The organism is Pseudomonas sp. TE12234, from assembly GCF_054061835.1.
In genome coordinates this window covers 50,939-71,642 of the sequence record NZ_JBSSEP010000019.1, presented here as the reverse complement: position 1 = coordinate 71,642, position 20,704 = coordinate 50,939, and the positions used below count along the sequence as shown (strand labels likewise).

Genomic DNA, 20,704 nt, shown 5'->3' with positions numbered 1-20,704 from the left:
GATCGTCGGGGCTACGCGGGGATTCATGACAGCGGCAGTCGATGTGCCAACAGATCACCCACGGTACGCCTGGTCGGTTTCTGACTCATTCTTGTCTCGATACAGGTCTCGGCCGGCCAGAGTGCACCGGCAGAAGCTAATGCTAGTCGCCCGTTGGCGAGTCAGCTAATAGTCGCAGTATTGGCAGGTGATAGGCGCAATCTCTCAGCCCTTCACAGACTGTTGCAGGCGCCGCCGGGCAATGTGCCACAATAGTTGTTCGTTACGGCATCACGATCAGGCGGAATGAATGGACGGCCTTGGTTTTCGGCACGAGCAGGATCGCTACATTGCACAGCAGGTGCAAACGGATCGATTGCATCAGCTGTTTCGCCAATCGGTTTCAGCGGTTTTCGGCAGTTTTCTGGCCGTGATCATGTTGTGCTGGCTGTGTTGGGAGCGGTTTGATCACAACGTGGTTTTCTGGTGGATAGCCCTGCTGACGGGGGCGACGTTATTACGCCTGCTGATGTTCGCAGTCTATTTTCACAGCCCGCCAGCGCAGCGCACGCCGCAGCGCTGGGAACGCAGGTACTGGCTGACGCTGATATTGTCCGCCAGCATCTGGGGCGCTGGAGCCCTGGCGGTCATGCCCAGGGACGACCTGTTGGCCCAAGTGCTGGTCATGCTGTTTACCGTCGGTATGTCGGTCAGTGCGGTGTCCTGCTACTCGGCCTACCGCTACATGACGGTGGTGTCGATTTCCCTGGTGCTGATGCCTTGCACCCTGTGGCTGCTGTTCCAGCCGTCAACCCTGCAAACCGGGGTGGCCGTGGCGGTCATGGTGTTCGCCTCATTCGTGTTCAGGGCCACCAGCAGCCTGGCCAATGCGGTGGAAACCGCCTTTCGGCTGACCCGGGAAATGGAACTGGCCCACAGCATTTCCACGCGCGCGGCGCAAACTGATGAACTCACCGGCCTGAAAAACCGGCGGGCTTTTTTCGAACATGCCCAGCATCTCTACAGCCATTGCCGAAACTACCAGTTGCCGCTTTGCGCGGTGATGCTGGACATGGATCACTTCAAACACATCAACGACACCTACGGGCATCAGATCGGCGACCAGGTCCTGCGGCAAATGGGCGTGGTGATCGGTCAATCCTTTCGCGAGAGCGACGTCCACGGTCGATTGGGCGGGGAGGAGTTCGCGGTCTTGCTGCCCAATACCTCCATCGAGACCGCCCAGGCCATTGCCGAGGACCTCATCCAGTCCATTTCCGGACTGATGACCGGCCCGGTTCACTGCATAACGGCCAGTGTCGGTGTCGCGGCCATGGCGCCCGGCGATAATGATTTGCACAGCTTGATGTGCAACGCCGATAAAGCCCTGTACCGCGCCAAGGCCCGTGGGCGCAACCAGGTCGCGGTGGCCGAGTAGCCCTTGACGGCAGTCGAAGCCGATCGGGTTTCAATGGCTGCCACTGGTCAATACGACATTGATCTATGGGCGTATAAAGACTATTTTTGAGTCTGTAGAGTCAAGAAGAGTATCGGACATGTCCGTCGCCGTGCAGACCCAGGGATTCGACAAAAGCCAGTGCGTGACCGGTTTGCGGGCCGCTGTCGGCATCCTGGAAAAATGGGCCGCGTCCAGCGAGCAGGCCTGCCGCATCCTGCGTATTTCCCGCAGTACCTACACTCGCGCCAAACAGCGTGACCCGGATTGGTCGGTGGCGCTGGATGCCGACCAGATGCAGCGCATCAGTTTTGTGCTCAACATCCACGCCGCGTTGCGACTGATCTTTGATAACCCGGAAAACGTCTACGGCTTCCCGGCGATGGCCAACGATAACGAGTTCTTCAATGGCCGGACCCCGCTCGATGTGATGTCCCAGGGCGACATGATTTCGCTGTACGAGACGTTTCGGCGGATCGATGCGTTGCGGGGCGCGCAATGGTGAGGGTGGAGCAGTTGCCGGCGTTTGCTGGCCAACAACTGCAAGCCTGGCGGCTGGTCAATTCGAAGTTTCCGCCGATTGCGATATTCGATGACGTCGCCGACGCCGATGAGTTTGACGTGCTGTACCAGATCCAGGCACTGACCAATCCGCGGCTGAAAAACGAAGTGGGCCACCTTGAGTTGATACCCAGGGCGGAAATACCGTTCGGCATCCCTGGCTGTTCCTACGCGACAGCGCCCTTTACCCATGTGAATCCGGCGGGCTCGCGCTTCAGCGATGGCCGTTTTGGCGTGTTGTACCTGGCCGATTCCATCGACGCGGCGTTGGCCGAAGTGCAGCATCACCAGAGCCTGTACTGGTCGAAGGTGCACCACCTCAACTACGAGCGCTTTGTATTTCGTGGCTTGTCCTGCTCTTTCGTCGATGCGGCGATGAAAGACGCAACATCCATCCCGATGACCGATCCGCTGTATGCGCCGGACGACTACACCGATTCCCATCGCTTTGGCAGGGCCATCAAGGACGCGGGCTGTCCGGGCCTTCGCTACCACTCCGTGCGGATGCCCGGCAGTCACTGCTGGGCGCTGATGACCCCCAGGCCGGTGCTATCGATTATCCAGACCGCCCATTACGAGATGGTCTGGAACCGGCACATCACCAGCGTCAGCAAAATAAGCGAAGCCTGAACTCAGGCCTTGACCCAGCGTTGGCGGCTCCAGCTGCTCAGCGAATCGACGGCGAACACCAGCAACAGCATGGCCAGAATCACCGTGCTGGCTTGCGCTTCCTGGAACAGGCTGAGGCTGACATACAGCATTTGACCCAGGCCGCCCGCACCGACGAACCCCAGCACACTGGCCATGCGGATGTTGTTCTCCCAGCGGTACAGGACGTAAGCCAGCAGTTGCGGCAGCAGGTTGGGCAGGGTGCCGTAACAGAACGCCCACAACGCGTTGCCGCCTTGCAGGCGAATCGCTTCGGCCGGTTGCGGAGGGGTGTTTTCCAGGGCTTCGGCGAACAGGCGGCCGAGCACGCCGGTGGTGTGCAGCGCCAACGCCAGGGTCCCGGCGTTGGGGCCGAGCCCGGCGGCCAGCACCATCAGTGCCGCCCATACCAGTTCCGGCACCGCGCGCAGGGCATTGAGCAGCAGGCGCGAAGCGCTTTTGAATGGCCAGCCGAAACGCCCGGCGGCGGGCAGTGCCAACAGCAGGCCGAACACCGCCGCGAGCAGGGTACCCAAGGCCGACATGGCGATGGTTTCCAGGGCGCCACGGCCGATGGCTTGCAGATGACCCGCGCTCAGGTCAGGGCTGAGAAATCGCTGCGCATAGGCGCCCATCTGTTTCAGGTTGCCGCTGGCGCCCAATTCGCCAAGGTCGATGCCCAGGTAGCTGAATGAAGCGACGATGGCGACGCCGATGCCAAGCAGCAGCACCAGATTGATCAGGCGATTCATGCCAGCCTCCAGCGCAGCAGGCGGCTGAGTTGATCGGCGAGCAGGACCAGCACGAGGAACGTCAGCAACAGGCTGGCGACTTCACCGCTGGCGAACATGCGCAGCGACAGGTCCATCTGCTGGCCCAGGCCACCGGCCCCGACGAACCCCATCACCACGGAGGCGCGAATCGCGCATTCCCAGCGATACACCGTGTACGACAGCAGCTCTGCCGCGACATTGGGCAAGATCCCGTAGGCAAATGCTGCGAGCCGGCCACTGCCCGCTTGCAGCAATGCGTGGGTCGGGCGCTGGTCGACCGACTCGAAAATCTCTGCATAGACCTTGCCCAACATGCCGCTGTAGGTGATGGCGATGGCCAGCACTCCGGCCGTCGGACCGAGGCCGACCGCACGCACGAAGAGCAGGGCCCAGACGATTTCCGGCACGCTGCGCAGGAAGATCAATAACCCGCGCACCGGCCAGCGCAGCAGTTGTGCCCAGGGACCCGCTCGTCCGGCACGGGACGCCGCCGACAACGACAGCGCCCGGCTGGCCAGCAGGCTGGCGGGGACGGCCAGCAACAACGCCAGAGCCATGCCCGCCGTGGCGATCGCCAGTGTCTGCAAGGTCGCTTGCACCAACAGTTGAAGGAATTCTTCGCCGTGGGCCGGAGGCCAGAAGGCGGAGACGAAACGGCCTATCTCGCTTTGACTGTCACCGGCCAGCAGCACGCTCAGGTCCAGCTCGCTGAAATGGATGCCTGGCCACAACAGGGCAATCGCCAGCAGGCTGAGCAGCAGACGGGGCAGGGCGGCGGGGTCGCGGTTGTCTCGCGTCAGCATCGGGGTATCTGGACGCTCAAGGGCGGCGGAGCAACCGGGGAGAATTGCAGTTGCTCGTTGGCGTAGAGCTTGTCGAGCAGGTCGCGGTCGACCTGGCTGGCCGGCAGGTCGAACAGAATCTGTCCGTCGCGCAAGCCGATGATCCGCGAAAAATGCGCCAACGCCAGTTCCACCGCATGCAGGCTGGCGACCAGGATGACGTTGTGTTCGCGGGCGTGGCGGCAAAGGACCGACAGCGTGTGCTCGGCCAGCACCGGGTCCATGGCTGACACCGGCTCATCGGCCAGCAGCACCTCGGGCGCTTGATACAGCACGCGGGCAATGCCCACGCGCTGCAACTGACCACCGGACAATTGCTGGCACTGCGCGAACAACTTGTCGCTCAGGTCCAATCGGGTCAACGCCGCGCGAGCGCCCGGAATGTCCAGCGGATGCACCAGGTTCAGCAGGCTTTTGCCCAGCCCCCACTGACCGATCTTCCCGGCCAGCACCGCCGTGACCACGCGTTGGCGGGGCGGCAGCGGTGGCGCCTGATGCACCAGGCCGATCCGCGCGCGCAGGCGCTGACGCTGCCGGGCAGACAGCTGCCAGGCCCGCTCGCCCAGCACCTGCAGTTCACCGCTGCTGGGTCGCAGGGCGGTGGCCAGCAGGTTGAGCAGGCTCGACTTGCCGGCACCGGACGGGCCGATGATGGCCACCTGTTCGTTGGTGCCGATGTGCAGGTCCAGGCCCTGCAACGCATGGACACCGTTACTGTGGGTGAGGCTGACGCCATTCAAGTGCAATGTCATTTGAGCAGGTCGGCGGCGCGCGCGGCTTCCTCGATACCCTTGTAGTTCTCGGGGTTGGTTTCGATGAAGCGGCTGGCGGCTTGCAGGTCCAGAATCTCCTTGTCCGCCGGTTTGGCCGGATCGAGGGCGAGGAAGGCGGCCTTGATCTTCGCCGCGAGGGCCGGATCCAGGGTTCCGCGCACGGTCCAGTTGTAGTCGAAGTAGGCCGGGGTGGTGGCAAACACCTTGACCTTGGTGGTGTCGACCTTGCCGGCCGCCACCAGTTTTTCCCAGACGCTGGCGTTCAACACCCCGGCGTCGACCTTGCCGGCCTGGACCCAGGCCACCGTGGCGTCATGGGCGCCGGAGTAGCCGACGCGACTGAAATAGGTTTCCGGCTTGATGCCATCCTTGAGCATGAAATAGCGCGGCATCAGGCTGCCCGAGGTCGAGGACACCGAACCGAAGGCAAAGCTTTTGCCCTTGAGATCGGCCAGGGATTTGACGGCCGGGTCGGCGGTGATGAATTTGCTGGTGAACTGGGCGTCCTGCTCACGCTGTACCAATGGGATGGCGTTGCCGGTTTTTAGGCGTGCCTGCACGAATGTGAAGCCTCCGAGCCAGGCCAGATCGATGCGGTCGGTGGCCAGCGCCTCGACCACCGCCGGATAGTCGCTGACCGGCACGAACTCGACCTTCATCCCCAGCTGCCGCTCCAGGTAGGCGCCCAGTGGCTTGAACTTGCGCAGCAGTTCGGTCGGAGCTTCATCAGGAATCGCGCTGACTTTCAAGGTGTCGGCGGCGTGGGTCAGCAGGGTGCAAACAGACAGGGTCAAGCCGACGGCCAATGCCAGGGTACGCTTGAGCATGGAGGTTCTCCGGTGCATTTACGGAAAAATGACGATGCGCCCGTTACCAGCCAATTGCTGCCGGGCGCTTTGTGAGGGTAGACGAATCGGAACGAGAGGAGGGCGAACGTACAGAGCGATGGTCGTTCGGTCAAGGCCCGCTCCTACAGGCAATACTGTTCAGTTAAGAGATAGAGCGAGCAATCAAAAACCTGTGGCGAGGGAGCTTGCTCCCGCTGGACTGCACAGCAGTCCCATTTTTGGGGGCGCTTCGCGCCCCAACGCGAGCAAGCTCGCTCGCCACAGATGCAGTATTCGTCCTTAACTGAACAGCATTGCGCTCCTACAGCAGACGGCCGTGGAACGCCGCGTCGAAAATTTCCGCCGCGCCGGCCCGGGTGATCGGCAACGGGTTGCCGCCGGCCGACGGATCGACAACGGCCATGTCCGCGATCAGGCCGGCCTGTTTGTCGTCCACCCCCAGTTCAAACAGGGTGTGGGGCACGCCGATGTCCTTGCGCAATTTGAGGACGAAGGCCAGAAAACTGTCGAAGCCCGGGGAGGGCAAGCGCAAATAAGCGGCCAGGCGGGTGATGCGTTCTTCAATGGCCGGGCGATTGAATTTCAGCACGTAGGGCATCAGGGTGGCGTTGGTCATGCCGTGGTGGGTGTCGTACAACGCACCAATCGGATGGGCGAGGGCGTGCATGCCGCCCAGGCCTTTCTGGAAGGCGGTGGCTCCCATCGCCGCGGCCGCGAGCATTTGCCCGCGCGCGTCGAGGTCCGAAGGGGTGTGCACCGCCCGCACCAGTGCGTTGGTCACCAGGCGCATGCCTTCGACCGCAATGCCATCGGCCATGGGGTGGAATCCCGGCGCACAGTACGCCTCCAGGCAGTGCGCCAAGGCATCCATGCCCGTGCCGGCAGTGACTTTGGCCGGCATGCCGACGGTCAGGGCCGGGTCGCTGATGACCACGCGGGGCATCATTTTCGGGTGGAAGATGATGCGTTTGGTGTGGCTCGCCTCGTCGATGATCACCGCCGCACGGCCCACTTCAGAGCCCGTGCCCGCCGTGGTCGGCACCGCGATGACCGGGGCGATGCGGCTTTCATCGGCGCGGGTCCAGTAGTCGCCGATGTCTTCGAAATCCCAGACCGGGCGGGTCTGGCCGCTCATGAACGCAATGAGCTTGCCCATGTCCAGGCCGCTGCCGCCGCCGAAGGCGATCACCCCGTCGTGTTGGCCGGCGCGCCAGGCGTCGAGTCCGCCGGCCAGGTTGGCTTCGACCGGGTTGGGCTTGAGGTCGCAGAACAGCGCCACGCCCAGACCGGCGGCGCGCAGAGCATCGAGGGCCGCCGTGGTGATCGGGGCCCGTGCCAGGCCACTGTCGGTGACCAGTAACGGTCGCTGGATCCCCTGGCTGCGACAGACCTCGGCCAGCTCGGTGATGCGGCCGACACCGAAGCGAATGCTCGTGGGGTAATTCCAGTTTCCGGTCAGGCTCATGGTTCAGATCTCGTGGCGCAGATGGAAGGATTTGGCACGGGTCAGGTGTTCATAGCCCAGCCGCGACAAGGTCACGCCGCGCCCGCTGTTCTTCACGCCGGTCCAGGCCAGGGCCGGGTCCAGGTAATCGCAGCGATTCATGAACAGAGTGCCGGTGTCGATCTCGTCGCCCAGGCGTTCGGCGGCGGCGAGGTCCTGGGTCCAAATGGAGGCGCTGAGCCCGAACTCGCTGTCGTTGATCAAGGCGAGCGCCTCGTCGTCGCCGCTCACCGGCATGATGCCGACCACCGGACCGAAGCTTTCATCGCGCATGACGGACATGTGATGGGTGACATCGACCAGCACCTGCGGCGCCAGATAAGCACTGCCCGGCACATCGACGGGAAAGGCCTTCGGATCGATCAGCGTCTTGGCGCCCTGGGCCAGGGCCTCGGCGATCTGGGCGCGCACGAAGACCGCCGCGCCAGGCGTCACCAGCGGCCCGAGCGTGGTGGCCGGGTCCAGTGGATTGCCCAGCACGTACTGACGGGTCAGGTTGGCGAAGCGCTCGATAAAGGGCAGATAGATTTTTTGATCGACATAAATGCGTTCGACGGCGCAGCAGCTTTGCCCGGAATTGAAGAAGCTGCCGTCCACCAGGTTTTCTACCGCATGTTCGAGGTGGGCGTCGGCCCGCACGTAGGCCGGGTCTTTACCGCCGAGTTCGAGGCCCATGCCGAGGAAACGTCCCGTGGCCGCGCTTTCCATGGCCCGGCCAGCGTCCACCGACCCGGTGAAATTGACCTGTTGTACCTGTCCGCCGGCAATGATCGCGGCGGTCTGGTCATGGTCGAGCAACAGGTTCTGGAACAAACCGCGCGGCAGTTGGGCGCGATGCATGGCGGCGGCAAACCGTTCGCCCACCAGCAGGGTTTGTGAAGCGTGTTTGAGGATCACCGCGTTGCCGGCCATCAACGCCGGGATAATCGTGTTGACGGCGGTCAGGTAGGGGTAATTCCACGGAGCAATCACCAGCACCGTGCCCAGCGGTTCACGTTTGATCAGCCGGCGAAAACCGGCGATGGGCGTGGGTTCAACCGCTGCCAGGGCCTGCGGCGCTATGGCGATCATGTAACGCGCGCGTTCCTCAAAACCCCGCAGCTCGCCCGCGCCAAAACGCACCGGACGGCCCATTTGCCATGCCAGCTCCGGGACGATTTCGTCTTTCATGGCCAGCATCGCGTCCACCGCCGCGCTGCAAAAAGCCGCGCGCTCGCTCAGTGGCCGGCGTTTCCATTGCGCCTGGGCGATCTTGGCCGCCGCCAAGGCCTGTTCGATCTGTGTCGCCTCGGCATATTGGCGCTCGGCGTAAACCCGGCCATCCACCGGCGAAATAAGCTGAATAGTCGAAGACATGTCGGTCTCAATAGCGCTCGAAGCCGCGCTGCAATTCCCAATCGGTCACCCGCCGGTCGTACTCTTTCTGTTCCCATTCGGCGGTGTGCACGTAGTGGTCGACCACTTCATCACCGAAGGCTTCGCGCAACATGCTCGAACCCTGGAGGGCGGTACTGGCCTCGCGCAAGGTCTTGGAGACTTCGGGCAGTTGCTCGTCGAGATAGGCATCACCCTCGAAGGGTGGGGCGAGGTCGAGTTTCTCGTCGATCCCCGCCAGCCCGGCAGCGATCAACGCGGCGAAGGCCAGGTAGGGATTAAGGTCGGCGCCGCCAATGCGGCATTCGATGCGGATGGATTTGCTGCCCTCGGCGCACAGGCGAAAGCCGGCGGTGCGGTTGTCGCGGCTCCACACCGCTCGGGTCGGGGCGAAGGTGCCGGCCTGAAAGCGCTTGTAGGAGTTGATGTAGGGCGCGAGAAAACAGGTGATGTCGTTGGCGTATTTGAGCTGCCCGGCCACCCAGGAACGCATCAGTTTCGACATGCCGAACTCGGCCTTGGCGTCGTAAAAAAGAGGTTTTCTGGCGTTCTTGTCCCACAGCGAATTGTGGATGTGGCTGCTGGAACCGGCGGCGTCATAGCGCCACTTGGCCATGAATGTAATCGCCTTGCCTTGCAGTTGCGCGATCTCCTTGCAGGCATGCTTGATGATGACGTGATGGTCGGCCATGGTCATGGCATCGGCGTAACGGATGTTGATTTCTTCCTGTCCCGGTCCCCATTCGCCCTTGGAGTTTTCCACGGGAATGCCGGACGCCTGCAGGTGCTTGCGAATTGCCCGCAGCACCGGCTCTTCGCGGGTGGTCTGCAGGATGTTGTAGTCCTCGATGTAGTGACCCGCGGTTTTCGGCTTGTGGTAGTTGCGCTTGTGGATGGCTTCGTAACTTTCGTCGAACAGGTAGAACTCCAGCTCCGAGGCGAACATGCCGGTGTAGCCGCGCTCACGCAGACGCTCGACCTGCTTTTTCAGGATCGCCCGGGGGCTGTGCGGCAGGTCCCGTCGATGGTGATGGTCAAGCACATCGCAGAGCACCAGTGCCGTGCACTCAAGCCAAGGCACCTTGCGCAGGGTGCGCATGTCAGGCTTGAGCACAAAGTCGCCGTAGCCTTTGCTCCAGCTGGCGGCGGCATAACCGGGCACCGGTTCCATGTCGATGTCGTCGGCCAGCAGGTAATTGCAGCAGTGGGTTTCTTCATGGCCGCTGTCGATGAAAAACTCGACCTGAAAGCGCTTGCCGACCAGTCGCCCCTGCATGTCGACCATGCACACCAGGACGGTATCGATTTCGCCAGAGGCGGCAGCACGCTTGAGTTCATCAAAGCTGAGGAGAGGCTCGGTCATCACGGCAAGTCCTGCGCAAATGGTGTTGGGCCTGTCTGAGTTAGCTGTTGCAGACGCTCTCCAGAAAAACCCAGAACCTGCAGATGCGAGCATCGTGAGCAATAAGCTGCACTAAGCTTAGCCTACTGTCGCTTTTCGCAAGTTTCGCTGATCAAAGCCTTATAAATTGGCTTGAACACTGCCGGGAACAGGCCCATCGGTGCAGGCCGGCGCGGGTTCGCGAGGAGAAAAGAAATGGCAAAGAAGAACGAGCACAACACCTACCGTCACCTCAAACAGCAATACCCGCAGTACCTGGACGCCGTGGAGGCGTTGGGTGCGGCCGTGCGTGAGGCGGGGCCGCTGGAGGAGAAAGCGGTCCAGTTGATCCAGCTTGGCGCCGCGGCGGCCATCCATTCCGAAGGCGCCGTTCACAGTCATGCCCGGCGGGCCGCGCAAGCGGGGGCAACGCAGGAGGAAATCCGCCACGCGCTGATCGCATTGACCAGCACGATCGGTTTCCCTACTGTCGTGGCCGCCATCAGTTGGGCGCAAGATGTGATGGACGAGGTGGCACCCTAGTCCCAACTGCCTGGCATTGCGTTTCACCAACAGATTACGGAGTGGGTCGGGCATTGATCGAACGACGGCAATTCAGCGGCGGCATGAAGGGCAAGAACCTTCGCTATCTCAATGAGCACACAGGCGACCTGCGAACGGTTCGAACAGGATTCCTGTTGCTTGAACATTTCTCGTTGCCTGCGTTTACCCAGGCGCTGGATACCTTTGTCACGGCCAATCTGTTGCGCCCGGGGGCTTTTGCTTCGCGAACCTTTGGCCTGAACGACGGCGAAGTGGTCAGCGATCTGGGGTTGGTGATCCGGCCCGATGCCCGGCTCGACTGTGCAGAGATCAAAGCGCTGGACCTGCTGGTCATTTGCGGTGGCTATCGGACGGAACTGAAGGCCAGTGACGGGTTTGTCACCCTGCTCAGGACCGCATCGGAGCAGGGCGTCAGTCTGGCTGGCTTGTGGAACGGTGCATGGTTCCTGGGCAAGGCCGGTTTGCTCGAGGGTTACCGCTGCGCCATTCACCCCGAGCATCGCCCGGCGCTCGCGGAGTTCTGCAAGGCCACGCAGGTCAGCAGTGAGCCCTATATCATCGATCGGGACCGGCTCACCGCGTCCAGTCCTTCCGGGGCGTTCCACATGGCGCTGGACTGGATCAAAGGCCTGCACGACAAGGCGCTCGTCGAGGGCATCGAGGACATCCTGGCGTTCGAGGAGTCTCGTTACCGACGCATCAAGCCCACTGAGAACATCTGTGTCAGCGCGCCATTGCGCGAGGTGGTCAAGTTGATGGATGCCAACCTCGAAGAGCCGCTGGAGCTGGAACAACTGGCGGTCTACGCGGGGCGTTCGCGGCGGCAGCTGGAGCGTTTGTTCCGCGAGCAACTGGGCACGACGCCGCAACGCTACTACATGGAGCTGCGTATCACGGAAGCGCGGCGGCTGTTGCAGCACACCGAGTTGTCCCAGGTCGATGTGCTGGTGGCCTGCGGGTTCGTTTCACCCAGCCATTTCAGCAAGTGCTACAGCGCCTACTTCGGTTACCGGCCATCGAAGGAAAAGCGCCTCGTCAAATAAAACCCGTTCCTGAATCAGCGCGAACGAGCCTGTCGAATCGGCGCTTCGATACCCGCGATTTTGCGCAACAGCGCTGTGCCGATTTCGTCATCCTCCGCGGCCAAAGCCATCAAGCCAGCCAGTCTTGAACAGACCATCCTGAGCGGTCTGTTCAAGGAGATGACCATGATTCAACTGAGCCTGATCGAAGCCCGAGAGCTGGCCGAATCGATCCTGTTGCACAACGGTTTTAATCTGGCCCATGCGCAAGCGGTGGCGGCGACGGTGGTCGCCGGCGAGCGAGATGGCTGCGCCTCCCATGGCTTGTACCGGGTTCTGGGGTGTGTGAATTCCCTGCGGGCCGGCAAGGTGTCGGCCACGGCCGAGCCGCAGGTGATCGACCAGGCGCCGTCGATCGTGCGGGTGGATGCCGGGGGTGGCTTCTCGCAATTGGCGTTCCAGGCGGGGTTGCCGTTGCTCGCGCAGAAAACCCGAGCCAACGGCATTGCCGCTCTGGCGATCAACCACTGCGTGCATTTTTCCGCACTATGGGTGGAGATCGAGCAACTGACCGCAGAGGGGCTGGTCGCGCTGGCGTGCAACCCGAGCCATGCCTGGGTAGCGCCGGCCGGGGGGCGCCTGCCGGTGTTCGGCACCAATCCCATTGCCTTTGGCTGGCCGCGTGGGGGACAGGATCCTTTTGTGTTCGACTTTGCCACCAGCGCCATCGCCCGTGGCGACATCGAACTGCACCGCCGCGCCGGCGAGGCGATCCCCGAAGGCTGGGGCGTGGACGCGCAGGGCCAGCCGACAACCGACGCCAACGTGGTGCTCGACAGCGGCGCGATGCTGACGTTTGGCGGGCACAAGGGCTCGGCGCTGGCGGCCATGGTCGAGTTGATCGCCGGGCCGTTGATCGGTGACCTGACCAGCGCCGAATCGCTGGCTTACGACGCTGGCAGCAAGTCTTCGCCGTACCATGGCGAACTCATCATCGCACTGGATCCCCGACGCTTTCTGGGCGACTCGACGCAGGAGCATCTGGCCAGGGCCGAAGGGTTGTTTCAGGGCATTGAAGGGCAGGGCGCGCGTTTGCCGTCGCAGCGCCGTTATGCGGCGCGAGCGCGCAGTGTGGTGCAGGGGGTGCAGATTCCCGAGGCCCTGTACAACGACCTCAAGGCACTCCTGACCTGATTGCAACGGCACGCCACTTGTCCCACCAGGCGCGAGCTTGTTCCGGGCGGCGCTCCGACGATAGGGGGCCATTGATTCAGTCTCTTTGTCGACTGACGCGCCGCTATCGCGAGCAAGCTCGCTCCCTCAGGTTGATTGAGTTCCGTCAGTGGAGGACGCGCTACAACACGGCCTGCACTCTCGACCCTGACCGCCCACCTTGAAACCACCCAAAACGCTGAGAGCCAGTGTGTGGGCCCGGCACTAATATGATTTGCCATGGTCAATAAAGCCCGCACCGATCCTCATCGGTCGCATGGCTCGACGCCGACCGCGTTCGCCTCGGTATTTTGATCAAGGACAGTGAAAACATGCTCGCCGCCATATAATCCGCACCGCCTTCACCGGGTTCCGTGAATCGGGACTCGCGTTCGTTTGCCCCTCCATCCACATCGAAGATTTAACGCATGTACCTACGCAAAATTGCAGTTGGGCTGTCGGCCCTTGTTTTGCTCTCGTCCGGGGCACAAGCCCGCGGTCTGATGGATTTCATCAAGCTGCCCACCCAGCATCAGGAATCGACGTCGCGCTCGGGGTCGATCAGCCAGGCCGCGGCCCTGGACCTTTATTCCAACAAGCAGAAGCAGGCATCGTTTGACGGCTGCGCCGATCTGTTCCCGGCGGCGAAACCGCTCAGCATGGCCACTGTGTCGGCAACGATGAAACCCCTGGCCCTGTGCTCCGACAACTTTGCGGTGCTGTACTCGCAAACCAGCAAGACGCCGCTGATCGTGGTCGAGCGCCTTAACGCCGCGCAGCTGCAGGACGCCAAAGGGGAGGAGCGCACCAATCAGTTCTATCCGGACCCACGCATTCCCAAGAGCGGGCGGGCCGAGTTGAGCGACTACCGTAGCCAGCATCCGGCGGTGGACCGAGGCCACCAATCCCCGGCCGCCGATGCACCGACCCCCAATGCAATGGCGCAGTCCTTCGCGCTGTCGAACATGGTGCCGCAAGACCCCACCAACAATCGCAAGATCTGGAGCAAGGTCGAGTCTGATGTCAGAAAGTTCGCCCAGCGAGCCAATGGTGATGTCTATGTCTTTACCGGCCCGCTGTTTGATTCAGGCCATGCCACCGTCGGCGACAACAAGGTGTGGGTACCGACCCGCCTGTTCAAGCTGGTTTATGACGCATCGTCCAAACGTGCCTGGGCCTACGTGCTGCCCAATGCCGAAACCCGTATCGAGCGGCCGATGGACTATGACGCGTTCGTCAAGAGCACCGGGCTCAACTTGCTGGGCAATCTGCCGGTCTCGGGTTCGGTAGGGCGTACCTGACGGCTTGATGGGCTGCCCCCCAAAGGTTGGCTGCAACCTTTGGGGGCTTCATTCAGTTCCGGTGGCCGGGTTGATTGTCATTGGCGTGACTCATGGGTTCTTCGGCCAGTCCCACTCACAACAGCAGTCGATGATGCCGTGCTTCTGGTACGCATTGATCGTACGCGCCAAAAACAACTCCAACATGGCCACACCACATGCACCCGTTACGACAAAGCCTGCACAACGAACTGCACGCGCGCCCGTCACTGTATTTCGATGAACCGGCCCATGTATTTCATCTGGCCTTCCTCGGCAACGAACAGGCGTGCAATGCCTTCCTGCAAAGCTGCTGCCTTGACGCCCTCGACCTGAATGCCGCCCAGGGCATTACCCGGCTCGAAGGCCACGCGCTGAAATGGGAGCGCCATGCTGAGTTCTTCACCCTGACCCTGGTGGTCACTTCCTCCCGCGATGACCTGACTTGGACAACCTTGCCCGAGTTGTTGGCGTGCAAGGTCGAAGCGCATTTGCCGGCGCTGATCAACTCGGTGCAGATCGTGGTGCGGGGTGAAGCCGGGCTGGACCTGTCCCGCTATGGCTTCAAGGACCCTTGCGGTTCCTGCGTGGGCGGTGGCGATGCGGTGGTGTGGAGCGATTTTCGTATCAGCGAGGACGGCGACAACCGTCTATTGTTCGTCAACCGGCGTCTCAACGCGTACCGCCAGGGCCGAATGATTCGACGCCTGCTCGAAATCGAGACCTACCGGATGATGGCCTCGTTATCCCTGACCATGGCCAAGACCCTGAGCGCGCAGCTCGATGTGTTCGACAAGACCTTGGTCACGCTCTCGGAGCGCAACGCCGATCCCCATGGCAGTAACGCAAAGGCGCTGCTGGCGGATATTTCCAACCTGTCGGCGCAAGTGGTCAGCAGTACCGCGAAGACCCGTCACCGCTTCAGCGCCACGCAGGCCTATGCGCAACTGGTGTTCGAGCGCCTGGGTGAGTTGCGCGAAACTCACGTCGGCGACTGCCAGCGTCTTGGTGTGTTTATCGATCGCCGCTTCAAACCCACCGTCAGGTACTGCACCGCCACTGAACAGCGCTTGGAGCACTTGGCCGAAAGCGTGGCCAACCTGGGTGATCTGCTTCAGGCACGGGTCCAGGTCGAAATGGAAGAACAGAATTCGGAAATTCTCAAAAGCCTCAACGCCCGAGCCGATGCGCAGATCAAGATCCAGCGCGCCGTGGAAGGCCTGTCGATCATCGCCATTACCTACTACTTGCTGAATCTGCTCAAGTTGGGCTACTCGGGGCTGCACCTGCTCGGTGTCGCCGTGGCGCCGCGCGAGGCCATGCTGGCCATGACACCGCTGGCAATCGGCATCCTTGCGTTGATCGTGCTTCGTATCAGGAAAGTCAAAGGTCATTGAGGCGATCAGGCTCGCTGCATGCTGTTACGGGTGCTCATGCGGGAGAGGGCAGGGCGTTGACTTGGTCGGGGGCTTTGCGTGAAGGTGGGCGACGGTCGGCAGGCATCCCCTCGGGGTGTGCCTGGCGCATAGGGATCAACCGCAAAACGACCGCTCTCAAGTCTGGAGGCGCTGGGCATTCTTGTGCGCTTTCGGCCTGGGGCACAGGAGAAGGGCTTGAGGAAATCATTCACCGTTCGCGAGCTGAAAAGTACGGACACTGAGGCATTGCTGGCATTTGAAATGCGCAACCGTGCCTGGTTCGAATCTCAAATTGATGCGCGTGACCCTTCGTTTTATTCATTGCAAGGCGTCGCCGAGCACATCGAGAGCTATTTGTCCGACTTTGCTATGGGCGCCTGGCACCCGTTTGTGATCGAGGATTCCAGCGAATGCATCGTGGGCCGGGCCAATTTGAAATGCATCGACTTGTCGCAGCGTTCTGCCCAGGTAGGCTACCGGATCGATCAACAGGCCTGCGGAAAGGGGCTGGCGACCCTGGCGCTGAGGCATCTGATCGAGCAAGCAAAGGTGCGTTGGGATCTCAACCAGTTGATTGCTTATGTGTACGAAGAGAACCTGGGCTCCCGAAAAGTCCTGGATCGCTGCGGGTTCTTGCCTGATCAATCAGGGCCTGACGACCAGGCCGGGGACGAATGTCGGTTCGTTCTTTCGATTTAACTGGCTCAATGAAATGACCCAAAGCGGACCGACACATCGGTCATGGCGCCCCTTGACCGGGGCGTTTGCATGTCATGGCGGCCATTTGAATTCAGGCGCAAAGCGATTAATATACGATCCATATGCATTTCATATAGTGAATATCATGGGTATCGTAAAAATTTCAGAAGACATGCACGAGAACTTGCGCGTCGCCAGCAATGCGCTGAGTCGCTCGATCAATGCTCAAGCCGAGCACTGGATGCGCATCGGAATGCTCTCGGAGTTACATCCAAATCTTGACCACAGCGAAATCTCGCGCCTGCTGATTCGTGCCGAACTGGCCGGCGGCCTGAATTTGCAACAACTCTGTGCGCTGGCGGATATCTCGCAAGGCTCGCCATCCCTTGCAGCCTGCGGAGCCAAGCCATGAAGGCGAACGTCAAGATCAACACGCCCGCCGACATCGCCAAGTCACGCGCTGCAGGTGCGCTGGCCGCCGAGGTTCTGGCCATGATTACCCCCCATGTGAAAGCGGGAGTGACCACCGACGAACTCGATCGGATCTGCCACGACTACATCGTCAACGTGCAACAGGCCATACCGGGCAATGTCGGCTATCACGGCTTCCCGAAAACCGTGTGCGCCTCCGTCAACGAAGTGGTTTGCCACGGCATCCCTTCGAACAAGCCGTTGAAGGATGGCGACATCGTCAATATCGACATCGCGGTCATCAAGGACGATTGGTATGGCGACACCAGCCGCATGTACTTCGTCGGCGAGCCCAGCGCGCAGGCTCGACGCTTGGTCAAGACCACCTACGAAGCCATGTGCGCCGGCATTCGAGTCGTGCGCCCCGGGGCAACGCTGGGCGATATCGGGCATGCGATTCAGGCGGTCGCGGAAAAGGATGGCTTCAGTGTTGTTCGTGAATACTGCGGGCACGGTATCGGCAAGGTCTACCACGATGAACCGCAAGTCCTGCATTACGGCTATCCGGGCCAGGGGCTGAAGTTGAAGGCCGGGATGATTTTCACCATCGAGCCAATGCTGAACGCCGGAAAGCGCCATGTGAAAACCCTGGCGGACGGCTGGACGGTGATCACCAAGGATTACTCGCTATCGGCCCAGTGGGAGCACATGGTGGCGGTCACCGACGATGGCTTCCAAGTGTTGTCGGCCTGGCCTGATCGCAGCGATGAATACCCGGCCATCGGTATCTAGCCATCCAGTCAATGGAAGACAGCAGCTGTCTTCCATTGGATCTTGGCTGTGAGCGCAATGCTTACAGACCGGGCAGCCCATCAGGCGGCACGATCGCGCCGCCTTTCATCACCACTCTCCGCCTGACCAAATCGAACGATGTTTTGGCCAAAACGGCACTCATAAAAAATCCAACCCATTGATAATCAATACAAATTTTTACAAATAAGCTCAACTTATATTTGAAATACAACAAATCGATTTTGATTATTTGTTGGAAGTTGTTTTCATTGGCTCATGAATCATTCCCTTACAAAAACAACGCAGGAGAAGATCATGACCAAAGCCGAATTTCCCTCCCAACATCAACCATTGGCCGTTCCGGCTTTGGGTGAACCCTACCTGCTGACACCAGGCCCCCTGACCACTTCAAAGGCCACCAAAGAAGCCATGCTCCGGGACTGGGGCTCATGGGATGGCGCCTTCAATACGCTCACGGCGCAAGTTCGCAAGCAACTGCTGAGCATGGCTGGCGTCGAGGACGACAGTTTCGCCTGCGTGCCTTTACAGGGCAGCGGCAGTTATTCGGTAGAGGCTGCCCTGGCGAGCGCCATTCCCCGTGACGGTAAAGCCCTGGTGTTGATGAATGGTGCTTACGGCCAACGGGCGACCAAGACGCTTGAGTACCTGGGGCGCGACTACATCACCCTGGACAAGGGCGATTATCTGCCGCCGCAGCCAGAAGAAGTGGATGCACTGCTCAATGCCAACCCCGACGTCACCAACGTGTTCATCGTCCATTGCGAAACCAGCTCCGGCATCCTCAATCCCCTGCGCGAAATCGCTGAAGTGGTCGAAGCGCATGGCAAGAGTCTGATCATTGATGCGATGAGTTCGTTTGGCGCAGTCCCCCTGAGCGTCGACGACATACGCTTTGACGTGCTGGTGTCCTCGGCGAACAAGTGCATCGAGGGCATTCCCGGCTTCGGCTTCGTGATCATCCGCCGCGCTGTGCTGGAGGCCGCCAAAGGCCGCGCCAATTCGCTGAGCCTCGATCTCTACGAGCAATGGGTCTACATGGAGCGTACCGGTCAATGGCGTTTCACCCCACCGACCCACAGTGTCGTTGCCTTTCACAAAGCCCTGGAGCAACACCAGGCCGAAGGTGGCGTGCAGGGTCGTCTCGCACGCTACACCCGCAACCGCGACGTGCTGGTCGCCGGGATGCGCAAGCTGGGCTTCAAGACCTTGCTGGAAGATCGCTGGCTGTCGCCGATCATCACCACCTTCTTCAGCCCGGAGCATGTCAACTTTGAATTCAAGCGCTTCTACGAAGAGTTGAAAGCGCGTCAATTCATCATCTACCCAGGCAAGTTGACCGTGGCTGACAGTTTCCGCATCGGCTGCATCGGTCAGGTCGATGAACACATCGTCCACCAGCTCCTGCGCGCCATCGCTGACAGCCTTCTCGCGATGGGCGTGGAACTGGAAGCGGCTTAACCCACTTCCCCCTTTCGGGTCGCCGCCACTCTGGGTGTGTCGGGGCGGGTGTTGGGATCGCACCTTCTTTACGGCGACCTCTTTTTTCCATGGATCTGGTCATTCACAGCCGGCAGTGCCGAGCAGGAGCCAGCGATATCGCCTACCCATAATCTGACGTCTGAAGCCAGAAGCCACCAACCCTGAACCTCGCCTGCTGCCCTTCAAGCAGTTCGCCGGGACGGGTTGCGGCACCCAAAACAAAAACAAAAACAACTTTTTGCGCTGTACGGCAACCCATACGGGATCAGAAGACCATGAACAACATCACAGGCGCTTCAGCGAGCGGCTGGAAATCAATCCAGCGCTGGCGTGTACAGATTTTCCTCATTACCTGGGTGGCCTACGCCGCCTTCTACTTCACGCGTAAAGCCTTTTCCGTCGCCAAGCTCGGCATCGGCGAAGACCCGACTTTCATGCTGGAAAAGGCCACCATGGCCAACCTCGATGCGCTGTACCTGGCGGCTTATGCCGTGGGGCAGTTCCTCTGGGGCAACTTCTCCGACCGCTTCGGTCCACGGGTCGTCGTCTGCGGCGGCCTGGTGATATCGGCCCTGGCGGCCCTGGTCATGGGGACCTACGCCACCATCCCGATCTTCGTCACCTGCACCCTGATCCAGGGTCTTGCCCAGTCCACCGGATGGTCAGGCCTTTGCAAGAATATCGGCAGCTTCTTCACCACCACTGAACGTGGTCGCGTGCTGGGCTACTGGTCGACTTGCTACGCATTCGGTGGCCTGGTCGCAACGCCCTTTGCAGGCTGGTGGGCCTATTCATACTCCCACGACTGGCGTATGGCGTTCATCAGCAGCGCTGCCGTAGTCATGGTCGTGGCCGTGCTGTTCTTCCTGCTGCAACGCAACACGCCACAAGACGTCGGTTTGCCGCCCGTTGAAATCGTGCCTGACAGCGGTGCCGACGTGCCCCGTGAAAGCCTTCTGGCAGGGCTTCGCAGTGCAGTGAAGAACCGTACGGTGCTGGTGCTGGGCGTTGCTTACTTCCTGCTTAAACCCGCGCGCTACGCCATCCTGCTCTGGGGACCGGTGATTATCTACGATCGCATGCCAGCGATCGGCAAAGTGGCCTCCGCCATCGTGCCAACAGCCTTTGAGTTGGCCGGTCTGGTCGGTCCGATCCTCATTGGTTATGCCTCGGACAAACTGTTCGGCGCCCGTCGCATGCCGGCCTGTGTCATCAGTCTCGCGCTGCTCACGGTGTGCCTGGCGCTGTTCGTGCCTTCGATGCAAAGCGGCAGCCTGTACATGGTGGTCGGCCTGCTGTTCATGATGGGCATGACGCTTTATGGGCCCGACTCGATGATCAGCGGCTCGGCGGCGATCGATTTCGGCAGCAAGGACGGTGCGGCTTCCGCGGCCGGCTTCGTCAACGGTTGTGGCTCGGTGGGCGCCATTCTCGGCGGTCTGCTGCCGGGTTATTTCGACACCATCACGGTGTTCCTGGTGTTCACCGGCGCGGCGCTGGTGGCCAGCGTGATGCTGATTCCGTTCTGGAACAGCCGCCCGAAAACCCTGGAAGTCCTGGACAGCTTTCAATCGGTCGGGCAACCGGCGGTCGTCGGCGCCAAGGCTTGATTCCAGCGCCTCATTTTC

20 protein-coding genes are annotated in these 20,704 nt (G+C 61.2%); 13 read left to right on the top strand and 7 right to left on the bottom strand.

The window, feature by feature from the left end:
- Window positions 1-289 precede the first annotated feature (289 nt).
- The 3 genes from ACVWYU_RS24660 (at window position 290) to ACVWYU_RS24650 (ending at window position 2,626) form a co-directional block, all read left to right on the top strand.
- On the top strand, window positions 290-1,417 hold the full coding sequence (locus ACVWYU_RS24660) for a GGDEF domain-containing protein (protein ID WP_090323067.1): 1,128 nt from the start codon (window positions 290-292) through the stop codon (window positions 1,415-1,417).
- Window positions 1,418-1,535: 118 nt separating this feature from the next.
- A complete protein-coding gene (locus ACVWYU_RS24655; RefSeq protein ID WP_090323065.1) occupies window positions 1,536-1,940 on the top strand; it encodes an antitoxin Xre-like helix-turn-helix domain-containing protein in 405 nt (134 codons plus the stop codon).
- Entirely contained in the window at window positions 1,934-2,626 is a 693-nt protein-coding gene (locus ACVWYU_RS24650) for an RES family NAD+ phosphorylase (protein WP_457373894.1), read from the top strand. Before ACVWYU_RS24655 ends, ACVWYU_RS24650 begins: the two co-directional genes overlap by 7 nt.
- A 2-nt stretch (window positions 2,627-2,628) precedes the next feature.
- Here the strand turns inward: ACVWYU_RS24650 and phnE are convergent, their stop codons facing one another.
- The 7 genes from phnE to ACVWYU_RS24615 all read right to left on the bottom strand — a co-directional run bounded on the left by phnE (window position 2,629) and on the right by ACVWYU_RS24615 (window position 10,121).
- The gene (gene phnE, locus ACVWYU_RS24645; protein ID WP_090323062.1) at window positions 2,629-3,396 is read right to left on the bottom strand and encodes a phosphonate ABC transporter, permease protein PhnE; all 768 of its coding nucleotides are present in this window, start codon (window positions 3,394-3,396) and stop codon (window positions 2,629-2,631) included.
- Window positions 3,393-4,220: a PhnE/PtxC family ABC transporter permease gene (locus tag ACVWYU_RS24640; protein ID WP_457373893.1), complete on the bottom strand. Its 828-nt coding sequence runs from the start codon at window positions 4,218-4,220 to the stop codon at window positions 3,393-3,395. Before ACVWYU_RS24640 ends, phnE begins: the two co-directional genes overlap by 4 nt.
- Entirely contained in the window at window positions 4,214-5,011 is a 798-nt protein-coding gene (locus ACVWYU_RS24635) for a phosphonate ABC transporter ATP-binding protein (protein WP_457373892.1), read from the bottom strand. The genes ACVWYU_RS24640 and ACVWYU_RS24635 overlap by 7 nt, the downstream gene beginning before the upstream one ends.
- Complete coding sequence (locus tag ACVWYU_RS24630) at window positions 5,008-5,859, bottom strand: putative selenate ABC transporter substrate-binding protein (protein ID WP_457373891.1); 852 nt, start codon at window positions 5,857-5,859, stop codon at window positions 5,008-5,010. Before ACVWYU_RS24630 ends, ACVWYU_RS24635 begins: the two co-directional genes overlap by 4 nt.
- 322 nt (window positions 5,860-6,181) lie before the next feature.
- Window positions 6,182-7,345: an iron-containing alcohol dehydrogenase gene (locus tag ACVWYU_RS24625; RefSeq protein WP_457373890.1), complete on the bottom strand. Its 1,164-nt coding sequence runs from the start codon at window positions 7,343-7,345 to the stop codon at window positions 6,182-6,184.
- Between the two features lie 3 nt (window positions 7,346-7,348).
- The gene (locus ACVWYU_RS24620; RefSeq protein WP_457373889.1) at window positions 7,349-8,740 is read right to left on the bottom strand and encodes an aldehyde dehydrogenase family protein; all 1,392 of its coding nucleotides are present in this window, start codon (window positions 8,738-8,740) and stop codon (window positions 7,349-7,351) included.
- 7 nt (window positions 8,741-8,747) lie between these two features.
- Window positions 8,748-10,121: a glutamine synthetase family protein gene (locus tag ACVWYU_RS24615; RefSeq protein ID WP_457373888.1), complete on the bottom strand. Its 1,374-nt coding sequence runs from the start codon at window positions 10,119-10,121 to the stop codon at window positions 8,748-8,750.
- Window positions 10,122-10,355: 234 nt separating this feature from the next.
- Between ACVWYU_RS24615 and ACVWYU_RS24610 the strand changes: the two genes are divergently transcribed.
- From ACVWYU_RS24610 to ACVWYU_RS24565, 10 genes are all read left to right on the top strand, one after another.
- Window positions 10,356-10,682, top strand: a complete 327-nt coding sequence (locus tag ACVWYU_RS24610; RefSeq protein ID WP_390955696.1) for a carboxymuconolactone decarboxylase family protein — start codon at window positions 10,356-10,358, stop codon at window positions 10,680-10,682.
- Between the two features lie 83 nt (window positions 10,683-10,765).
- Window positions 10,766-11,746 carry a GlxA family transcriptional regulator gene (locus ACVWYU_RS24605; RefSeq protein ID WP_090327378.1) on the top strand — a complete coding sequence of 327 codons (981 nt, stop codon included), beginning with the start codon at window positions 10,766-10,768 and terminating at the stop codon, window positions 11,744-11,746.
- A gap of 165 nt (window positions 11,747-11,911) precedes the next feature.
- Entirely contained in the window at window positions 11,912-12,919 is a 1,008-nt protein-coding gene (locus tag ACVWYU_RS24600; protein WP_457373887.1) for an Ldh family oxidoreductase, read from the top strand.
- 446 nt (window positions 12,920-13,365) lie between these two features.
- Complete coding sequence (locus ACVWYU_RS24595) at window positions 13,366-14,238, top strand: DNA/RNA non-specific endonuclease (protein ID WP_457373886.1); 873 nt, start codon at window positions 13,366-13,368, stop codon at window positions 14,236-14,238.
- Window positions 14,239-14,435: 197 nt separating this feature from the next.
- A complete protein-coding gene (locus tag ACVWYU_RS24590; RefSeq protein WP_457373885.1) occupies window positions 14,436-15,653 on the top strand; it encodes a DUF3422 domain-containing protein in 1,218 nt (405 codons plus the stop codon).
- Between the two features lie 216 nt (window positions 15,654-15,869).
- Window positions 15,870-16,373, top strand: a complete 504-nt coding sequence (locus tag ACVWYU_RS24585; protein WP_457373884.1) for a GNAT family N-acetyltransferase — start codon at window positions 15,870-15,872, stop codon at window positions 16,371-16,373.
- 145 nt (window positions 16,374-16,518) lie between these two features.
- The gene (locus ACVWYU_RS24580) at window positions 16,519-16,785 is read left to right on the top strand and encodes a ParD-like family protein (protein WP_457373883.1); all 267 of its coding nucleotides are present in this window, start codon (window positions 16,519-16,521) and stop codon (window positions 16,783-16,785) included.
- A complete protein-coding gene (gene map, locus ACVWYU_RS24575; RefSeq protein WP_457373882.1) occupies window positions 16,782-17,576 on the top strand; it encodes a type I methionyl aminopeptidase in 795 nt (264 codons plus the stop codon). The genes ACVWYU_RS24580 and map overlap by 4 nt, the downstream gene beginning before the upstream one ends.
- Window positions 17,577-17,891: 315 nt before the next feature.
- Window positions 17,892-19,055 carry a 2-aminoethylphosphonate--pyruvate transaminase gene (locus ACVWYU_RS24570; RefSeq protein ID WP_457373881.1) on the top strand — a complete coding sequence of 388 codons (1,164 nt, stop codon included), beginning with the start codon at window positions 17,892-17,894 and terminating at the stop codon, window positions 19,053-19,055.
- Window positions 19,056-19,351: 296 nt separating this feature from the next.
- Window positions 19,352-20,686, top strand: coding sequence for an MFS transporter (locus ACVWYU_RS24565; RefSeq protein WP_090323019.1), 1,335 nt, complete (start codon window positions 19,352-19,354; stop codon window positions 20,684-20,686).
- The last annotated feature ends 18 nt before the right edge of the window (window positions 20,687-20,704 follow it).

Excerpts from the sequence above, each read along its gene's own strand:
- ACVWYU_RS24660 (WP_090323067.1), top strand. The coding sequence starts at position 290 with ATGGACGGCCTTGGTTTTCGGCACGAGCAGGATCGCTACATTGCACAG.
- ACVWYU_RS24655 (WP_090323065.1), top strand. The coding sequence starts at position 1,536 with ATGTCCGTCGCCGTGCAGACCCAGGGATTCGACAAAAGCCAGTGCGTG.
- ACVWYU_RS24650 (WP_457373894.1), top strand. The coding sequence starts at position 1,934 with ATGGTGAGGGTGGAGCAGTTGCCGGCGTTTGCTGGCCAACAACTGCAA.
- phnE (WP_090323062.1), bottom strand. The coding sequence starts at position 3,396 with ATGAATCGCCTGATCAATCTGGTGCTGCTGCTTGGCATCGGCGTCGCC.
- ACVWYU_RS24640 (WP_457373893.1), bottom strand. The coding sequence starts at position 4,220 with ATGCTGACGCGAGACAACCGCGACCCCGCCGCCCTGCCCCGTCTGCTG.
- ACVWYU_RS24635 (WP_457373892.1), bottom strand. The coding sequence starts at position 5,011 with ATGACATTGCACTTGAATGGCGTCAGCCTCACCCACAGTAACGGTGTC.
- ACVWYU_RS24630 (WP_457373891.1), bottom strand. The coding sequence starts at position 5,859 with ATGCTCAAGCGTACCCTGGCATTGGCCGTCGGCTTGACCCTGTCTGTT.
- ACVWYU_RS24625 (WP_457373890.1), bottom strand. The coding sequence starts at position 7,345 with ATGAGCCTGACCGGAAACTGGAATTACCCCACGAGCATTCGCTTCGGT.
- ACVWYU_RS24620 (WP_457373889.1), bottom strand. The coding sequence starts at position 8,740 with ATGTCTTCGACTATTCAGCTTATTTCGCCGGTGGATGGCCGGGTTTAC.
- ACVWYU_RS24615 (WP_457373888.1), bottom strand. The coding sequence starts at position 10,121 with ATGACCGAGCCTCTCCTCAGCTTTGATGAACTCAAGCGTGCTGCCGCC.
- ACVWYU_RS24610 (WP_390955696.1), top strand. The coding sequence starts at position 10,356 with ATGGCAAAGAAGAACGAGCACAACACCTACCGTCACCTCAAACAGCAA.
- ACVWYU_RS24605 (WP_090327378.1), top strand. The coding sequence starts at position 10,766 with ATGAAGGGCAAGAACCTTCGCTATCTCAATGAGCACACAGGCGACCTG.
- ACVWYU_RS24600 (WP_457373887.1), top strand. The coding sequence starts at position 11,912 with ATGATTCAACTGAGCCTGATCGAAGCCCGAGAGCTGGCCGAATCGATC.
- ACVWYU_RS24595 (WP_457373886.1), top strand. The coding sequence starts at position 13,366 with ATGTACCTACGCAAAATTGCAGTTGGGCTGTCGGCCCTTGTTTTGCTC.
- ACVWYU_RS24590 (WP_457373885.1), top strand. The coding sequence starts at position 14,436 with ATGCACCCGTTACGACAAAGCCTGCACAACGAACTGCACGCGCGCCCG.
- ACVWYU_RS24580 (WP_457373883.1), top strand. The coding sequence starts at position 16,519 with ATGGGTATCGTAAAAATTTCAGAAGACATGCACGAGAACTTGCGCGTC.
- map (WP_457373882.1), top strand. The coding sequence starts at position 16,782 with ATGAAGGCGAACGTCAAGATCAACACGCCCGCCGACATCGCCAAGTCA.
- ACVWYU_RS24570 (WP_457373881.1), top strand. The coding sequence starts at position 17,892 with ATGACCAAAGCCGAATTTCCCTCCCAACATCAACCATTGGCCGTTCCG.
- ACVWYU_RS24565 (WP_090323019.1), top strand. The coding sequence starts at position 19,352 with ATGAACAACATCACAGGCGCTTCAGCGAGCGGCTGGAAATCAATCCAG.